The organism is Acinetobacter sp. AKBS16 (genome assembly GCF_002899995.1).
Lineage (GTDB): Bacteria > Pseudomonadota > Gammaproteobacteria > Pseudomonadales > Moraxellaceae > Acinetobacter > Acinetobacter baumannii.
In genome coordinates this window covers 66,822-74,018 of record NZ_POYH01000080.1, presented here as the reverse complement: position 1 = coordinate 74,018, position 7,197 = coordinate 66,822, and the positions used below count along the sequence as shown (strand labels likewise).

At 39.0% G+C, this 7,197-nt stretch carries 5 protein-coding genes and 2 pseudogenes; 3 read left to right on the top strand and 4 right to left on the bottom strand.

Annotated elements, in window-relative coordinates; translation table 11 throughout:
- Nucleotides 1-272 (bottom strand): annotated as a pseudogene (locus C1642_RS19510) (phosphotransferase); the annotation flags it as partial.
- A gap of 120 nt (nucleotides 273-392) precedes the next feature.
- On the opposite strand from C1642_RS19510, the gene C1642_RS14235 reads away from it, so the two are divergent.
- Both C1642_RS14235 and C1642_RS14230 read left to right on the top strand, forming a co-directional pair.
- Entirely contained in the window at nucleotides 393-2,831 is a 2,439-nt protein-coding gene (locus C1642_RS14235; protein ID WP_000682628.1) for an LPS-assembly protein LptD, read from the top strand.
- Nucleotides 2,831-4,141, top strand: coding sequence for a peptidylprolyl isomerase (locus C1642_RS14230; protein WP_000850087.1), 1,311 nt, complete (start codon nucleotides 2,831-2,833; stop codon nucleotides 4,139-4,141). The genes C1642_RS14235 and C1642_RS14230 overlap by 1 nt, the downstream gene beginning before the upstream one ends.
- 116 nt (nucleotides 4,142-4,257) lie before the next feature.
- On the opposite strand, the gene fba is transcribed toward C1642_RS14230, so the two are convergent.
- From fba to C1642_RS14215, 3 genes are all read right to left on the bottom strand, one after another.
- Nucleotides 4,258-5,295 (bottom strand): class II fructose-bisphosphate aldolase, encoded by a 1,038-nt coding sequence (fba, locus tag C1642_RS14225; protein WP_001174011.1) that lies wholly within the window; start codon nucleotides 5,293-5,295, stop codon nucleotides 4,258-4,260.
- Nucleotides 5,296-5,416: 121 nt separating this feature from the next.
- The gene (locus C1642_RS14220; RefSeq protein WP_001049825.1) at nucleotides 5,417-5,659 is read right to left on the bottom strand and encodes a hypothetical protein; all 243 of its coding nucleotides are present in this window, start codon (nucleotides 5,657-5,659) and stop codon (nucleotides 5,417-5,419) included.
- A 124-nt stretch (nucleotides 5,660-5,783) separates the two neighbouring features.
- Complete coding sequence (locus C1642_RS14215) at nucleotides 5,784-6,971, bottom strand: phosphoglycerate kinase (RefSeq protein WP_001011094.1); 1,188 nt, start codon at nucleotides 6,969-6,971, stop codon at nucleotides 5,784-5,786.
- 138 nt (nucleotides 6,972-7,109) lie between these two features.
- Here C1642_RS14215 and C1642_RS19505 point away from each other — a divergent pair.
- Nucleotides 7,110-7,197: pseudogene (locus C1642_RS19505) on the top strand (DUF2237 domain-containing protein); the annotation flags it as partial.

Sequence of the window (7,197 nt, the reverse complement as noted above, 5' to 3'; positions counted from 1 at the left end):
TCTAACAATAAAAAACCTTGATTTAAATCTTTTGCAACGATCTGAGGTACCCGAACCCCATGCCCTGCAAAAAACTCGTCAATGGTCACAAACGGAACACAGTCTTCTTTTTCAGGAGGCGCATCCATAAGCATATACGTTTTATTTTGTAACTGGATGCGAGCATAACGTCGAAAGCTTGCATCCCCTGCTAAATAAGCGATCTGAAATTGATCATTTTCAAGAACAGATGTAAGCCATGTATGTATCAATTGTTCACGTTGTGTATTCATTTGCAATAAAATCTAAAACAAGCTGAGATTTTTGAAGGGTTAAGTGTAGCCACTTATAAACTTTTTCTCTATGATGCGACAATAATTAATTGTGAATTAGCATACTTGGTTAATGAGACAATGAAGCATCAGTTTAAATTTAATCCTTTAGCGACCGCTATTTTTACGCTCTTATGTAGTGGCTCCATACAATCAAGTTATGCTGAGTCAGCTGGTGTTGTCTCCAACATAGACAATAATCAACTTAAGGCGAGTATTAAGGAAGCCTATCCAGGGCAGGAATTCTTTCAACAATATTATGTTGATAAATCTGCTCCTGAGGCGCAATTGCGCAATAATAAATATTTGAGTTCAGCATTCTGCCAAGGAACTTGGATTACACCAATTAATCCTGAAACTAAAGCGTTAGATGCAGATAAAGCTACTTCAGTTGTAACGGCTGATTATGGGCACTACAACCCTGCCGGCGACTCTGTGTTGGAAGGAAACGTGGTGATAGATCAGGAAGGCCGTACAGTTCGTGCCGATAAAGTCACCATCGATAAAACTCAAACATTTGCACATGCACAAGGCCGAGTACAGTTAGCTCAAGGCGGCTTACTCTCTCAAAGTGATGAAATTGATTACAATCTAAAGACTCAAACCGGAAATTTAGATAATAGTTTTTATATTTCTGAACAACAACATGCCCATGGTCATGCTGGGAAGATCGAGAGAACCTCTCCGAATGTAATGGTTCTCAATGATGCGACTTACACAACCTGTCCGCCAGGCCAGAAACCAGGTTGGAAAATTCAAGCCAACAAAATTGAGTTGAACCAAGAAACTGGGCGTGGTGTTACGCGCGGAACAAAACTATATGTAAAAGATGTTCCAGTTCTAGCAGTTCCCTACTTTAACTTCCCGATTGATGACCGCCGCACTACAGGTATCCTCAACCCACAATTTGGTTTCTCAAACGATGGTGGTATTGAACTTTCGGTTCCTGTTTATTTAAACCTTGCGCCTAATTACGATGCAACAATTACGCCACGATACTTAGCAGATCGTGGTGCAATGTTACAAGGTGAATTCCGATATTTGACGGATGGGTTTGGTGCCGGACAGATTTGGGGCGGCATTTTGCCATCGGATAAAGAATATGATGATAAAGACCGTAAAGATTTCCATTTTTTACATAATTGGGATATCAATGACCAATGGTCTACCAACCTTGAATACAATTACGCATCAGATAAAGACTACTTCTCTGATTTAGATAGTAGCCCTATCTCTAAAACAGATCTTAACTTACGTAGAGCTTGGGAACTTAACTATCAACATGGTATTCCGGGTTTAAAAGCACAGCTTAAAGTCGAAGATTTCCAGACCCTTGATCCTCAAGTTAAAGATGCAGACAAGCCATATGCACGTTTGCCGCAATTCTTGTTGAATTATGTCACAGGTAATCCATTAGGCTTACAATACGAATTCAATAACGATACTGCATACTTTAAGAAATCAATTAACGATAATTCTGCACAAGAAAGTAGCGGTACGCGTATTTATAACCAGTTTGCAACACGTTATAACTATCGAACACCAGCAGCCTTTGTAATTCCTGAGGTTTCTGTACGTTCTATTCAAACCTTCTATGATAAAGATACTCAGTTAAATAACCCTGGCGGCTCTGAAAACAAATCAGTCGTTGTGCCACAATTTACATTGGACACTGGTTTGAATTTTGAACGTGAAGGTAAATATTTACAAACACTTACACCACGTGCTTTCTATGCCTATGCGCCATACAAAAATCAAGATGGCTACCCTAACTTTGACTCAACCACTGCGTCAATTAGTTACGATCAGTTATTTAACCCTTACCGCTTCTATGGACATGACCGCCTTGAAGACAATAACTTTTTATCGTTAGGTGTAAGTTATAGTCTTTTTGACACAGTAGGTTTAGAGCGTTTACGTGCAAGTGTGGGACAAAGCTATTATTTTGAAGATCGCCGCGTCACTTTAAAACAAGGCCAAGATGAATTCGACACCGAGCGTAAAACTGGCCCTGTTATAAGCTTATCAAGCCAACTTAATCAAAACTTTACCATTGCTGCCAACTCGGCTTGGATGTCAAATGGCGATAATGCTCAACGTGACTTCCAAGTTTACTATACAGGTGATAAAGGAAATCTATATAACTTAGGCTATTTCTATCGTAAAGATATTCCTGGTCGCCAAGATACATACGACCAAGTTGTTGCATCGTTTATACAACCAATTAAAGACAATTGGCGTATTATGGGCCACGTACAATATGACATGGACAATGATGTTGCCCGTGAACTCTTGCTAGGAGTTAATTATGAGTCATGTTGCTGGGGTATTTCTGTCTATGGCCGTTCATACTATAACGATCTAGATGATCCGAAAACTTCAGATGTTAGTGAAAAGCGCGCGATCATGGCCGAAATTACACTTAAAGGTTTAGGTGGTTTAAACAATAAACTCGCGTCTTTACTTGAAAATCGCGTTTTAGGTTTTAACAAAATTAATCAATCTTGGACACAACGTTAATGAAGACAAAACATCTTAAACAGTTTTTTAAAGCGACGACCCTTGCTGTATTAATATCTTCATCAATGCATAGTTTTGCCCAACCTACTGATGAAGTTGTGGCAATTGTGGACAATAGCGTAATTTTAAAAAGTGACCTTGAACAAGGAATGGCTGAAGCAGCTCACGAATTGCAAGCACAAAAAAAAGAAGTGCCACCTCAACAATACTTACAATTTCAAGTATTAGACCAGCTCATCTTACGTCAAGCACAACTTGAACAAGTTAAAAAATATGGCATCAAACCTGATGAGAAAAGTCTAAATGAGGCTGTACTTAAAGTTGCAAGTCAATCGGGTAGCAAAAGCCTAGAAGCCTTTCAACAAAAATTAGATGCGATTGCACCTGGAACTTATGAAAACTTACGTAGCCGTATTGCTGAAGATTTAGCAATTAATCGTCTGCGTCAACAGCAAGTTATGTCTCGCATTAAAATCAGTGATCAAGATGTAGACAACTTCTTAAAGTCACCACAAGGGCAAGCTGCTTTAGGTAATCAAGCTCATGTGATTCATATGCGAATTTCCGGAGATAACCCTCAAGAAGTTCAAAATGTAGCAAAAGAAGTTCGTTCACAACTTGCTCAAAACAATGATTTAAACGCTCTTAAAAAGCTTTCAACTGCAACTGTAAAAGTTGAAGGTGCAGATATGGGATTCCGTCCTCTTTCTGATATACCGGCTGAACTTGCTGCTCGTATTACTCCACTGCAAGACGGTCAAACAACTGACTTAATTTCTGTACGCGATGGTGTACATGTTCTAAAACTTTTAGAACGTAAGCAAAATGAACAGAAAGCATTAGTACCGCAATATCAAACACGCCATATTCTTATTCAACCTTCCGAAGTGGTAAGCCCTGAAAATGCGAAACAAATTATTGATAGCATTTACAAGCGATTAAAAGCGGGTGAAGATTTCGCTACTCTTGCTGCAACTTATTCAAACGATACAGGTTCAGCACGTGATGGCGGTAGTCTAGGTTGGGTTACGCCAGGTATGATGGTTCCTGAGTTTGATAAAAAAATGCAGGAAATTCCTGTAGGTGAAATTAGTGAACCTTTCCAAACTCAATTCGGCTGGCATATCTTACAAGTGACAGACAAACGCGAAAAAGATATGACACATGAATATCAAGAGCGTATGGCACGTCAAATTTTAGGTGAGCGTCAATTTAACACTGAAATTGATAGCTGGTTACGTGAAGTCCGTGCAAATGCTTATGTAGAAATTAAAGATCCAAGCCTCGACAAAAAGAACTTACAAAAATAAGTTAATCTTTTGTCGTTAAAACCTGTGTTGATCACAGGTTTTTTTATAAAAAACTCAGCCAATAAAAAACCGGTTATATAAATAACCGGTTTCTATAAATCAAACCCTAACGGGAATTATTTATAACGATCAACCATTTTCTCTAAAGAAATTGGGCGAATCTTGTCAGCATTACCAGCTGTACCGAAAGCTTCATAACGATCGATACAAATTTGTTTCATTGAATCGACAGTTTTAGCGAAATACTTACGTGGGTCAAATTCAGCTGGGTTTTCCGCCATGAAACGACGAATTGCACCTGTTGAAGCTAAACGCAAGTCAGTATCGATATTGATTTTACGTACACCATGTTTAATCGCTTCTACAAGCTGTTCAACTGGTACACCATAAGTCTCACCAATATTACCACCAAACTCGTTAATTACTTTTAACCATTCTTGTGGTACAGAGCTTGAACCGTGCATTACAAGGTGAGTATTTGGCAATGCCGCATGAATTTCTTTAATACGGTCAATTGCTAAAATATCCCCTGTAGGTGGACGTGTAAATTTATAAGCACCGTGTGAAGTACCTACAGCAATTGCTAAAGCATCAACATTTGTATCAGCAACGAATTGTTTTGCTTCTTCAACAGAGGTTAAAAGCTGAGAATGGTCAAGTACACCTTCTGCACCCACACCGTCTTCTTCTCCAGCCATACCTGTTTCAAGGCTACCTAAGCAACCGATCTCACCTTCAACAGATACACCACAAGCATGAGCCATTGCTACCACTTGACGAGTTACATCTACGTTGTAATCGTAAGTTGTAGGAGTTTTACCATCAGCGCCTAATGAACCGTCCATCATCACTGAGCTAAAACCAAGTTGAATAGAACGTTGGCATACATCAGGGCTTGTACCATGGTCTTGGTGCATTACCACTGGAATGTGTGGCCATTCTTCAATTGCAGCCAAAATAAGATGGCGTAAGAATGGAGCGCCTGCATATTTGCGAGCTCCAGCAGATGCCTGAACAATTACAGGTGAATTGGTAGCATCTGCGGCAAGCATAATTGCACGCATTTGTTCTAAGTTATTTACGTTAAATGCTGGTACGCCGTAGTTATGTTCCGCAGCGTGATCCAAGAGCTGGCGCATTGAAATGAGTGCCATAATATCCTCCCAGGTAGTGCGGCTTATTCTACCTTGTCATTTATTTCAATTCAGCAACAAATCACAGTATTTCAAAAAAAATCCCTGCATTTGCAGGGAATTTTTAACAAAAAACAACAAATTAATGCGTTTCTGAAGCAGCCGACTCGCTAGCCGTACTACCTTCAACCACATCTGTATTCTTTTCATCTAAAACTGGCTTATCAAGCGCATCGATTGCAGCTTGTTGTTCAGGAGTTACTTTGTCAGCAACAGCTGTAGATGCCGCATCCTGGCCTGCTTGAGTCGCCTCTTCTTTTTTCGCACAAGCAGTCAACATCATTGGGACAATTAACAAAGCAGCAAAGGTAAGTTTTAAATTCATCACTATTTTCCACAATTGGTGATTTAGTACTCATTATATTATTTCAGGAATATGACAATTTAATGACTTATCAATGAAAAAGGGATTGATAACTCAATCCCTCCTTATTTCAATATAACAGTTTTTAAGCACGTTCAAGTAAAACGGCAACTGCTGGCAATGTTTTTCCTTCAACAAATTCAAGGAATGCACCACCACCTGTTGAAATATAACCAATTTGATCAGCTACATTATATTTATCAATCGCAGCTAAAGTATCACCACCACCAGCAATTGAGAATGCATCAGATTGTGCAACTGCAAGAGAAAGTGCTTTAGTACCTTCACCAAATTGATCAACTTCAAATACACCAACAGGACCATTCCAAAGAATCGTTTTTGAAGTCGTTAAAATATTTGCAAATGCTTTAGCTGTTTCAGGACCAACATCCAAAATCATATCATTTGCTGTGACATCTTCAACTTTCTTAATTACTGCTTGCGCTGCTGCCAAAGAACCTAAGAAATCTTCGAAGTTAATTTGTGAAGCATCAGCTACAACTACATCTGTAGGAAGTGGAACACTTACTTTAGCAGCAATTTGTTTTGCAGTTTCAACCAAGTCAGCTTCATATAAAGATTTACCAACATTGTAACCAGCAGCCGCCAAGAAAGTATTTGCAATACCACCGCCTACAATCAGTTGGTCACAAATACCAGATAATGAATTTAATACATCAAGTTTTGTTGAAACTTTAGAACCAGCGACAATTGCCACCATTGGTTTTTCAGGTGTTTGCATTGCACGGCCAAGTGCATCTAATTCAGCAGCCAATAATGGGCCTGCCGCTGCAACAGGTGCAAAACGTGCTACACCTTCTGTAGAAGCTTCTGCACGGTGAGCAGTACCAAAAGCATCCATTACAAACACATCACATAGAGCTGCATATTTTTGTGCAAGTTCAGGATTATTTTTCTTTTCACCCGGATTAAAACGAACATTTTCAAGCAAAACAACTTGTCCTGCTTCAACTTCAACCCCATTTAAATAATCAGTAAATAATTTAACTTCTTGACCTAATGCTTCAGTTAAATATGCAGCCACTGGTGCAAGTGATTGTTCAGGCTTTGGCTCACCTTCCACAGGACGACCTAAATGTGAAAATACCATTACAGCAGCGCCTTTTTCTAAAGCAGCTTTTATTGTTGGAAGTGCGGCACGTAAACGAGCATCGCTAGTAATCACACCATTTTTAACAGGAACGTTTAAATCTTCACGAATAAGGACACGTTTACCTGCTAAATTAAGGTCAGTCATGCGCTGAAAATTCATGTAAAGCTCTCTTTATGATTTTAAAAACGCGCCAATTTTAAATGATTACATCAAAAAAGGTTAGTTTTTTTGCATAAAAGCTGTAGAAAGCCAAAGTTTTGATTATGATAGAGGTAGTCATCTAATATTTCATCCATTATGTCTATTCATCCAGATCCACAAATCAATCGTTTAAATGTTTTAGGTGAACCCTTAGCAAGCTGTTGTTTTGACCCTATTACTGGCT

Coding starts and splice junctions, on each gene's coding strand:
- C1642_RS14235 (WP_000682628.1), top strand. CDS start 393: ATGAAGCATCAGTTTAAATTTAATCCTTTAGCGACCGCTATTTTTACG.
- C1642_RS14230 (WP_000850087.1), top strand. CDS start 2,831: ATGAAGACAAAACATCTTAAACAGTTTTTTAAAGCGACGACCCTTGCT.
- fba (WP_001174011.1), bottom strand. CDS start 5,295: ATGGCACTCATTTCAATGCGCCAGCTCTTGGATCACGCTGCGGAACAT.
- C1642_RS14220 (WP_001049825.1), bottom strand. CDS start 5,659: ATGAATTTAAAACTTACCTTTGCTGCTTTGTTAATTGTCCCAATGATG.
- C1642_RS14215 (WP_001011094.1), bottom strand. CDS start 6,971: ATGAATTTTCAGCGCATGACTGACCTTAATTTAGCAGGTAAACGTGTC.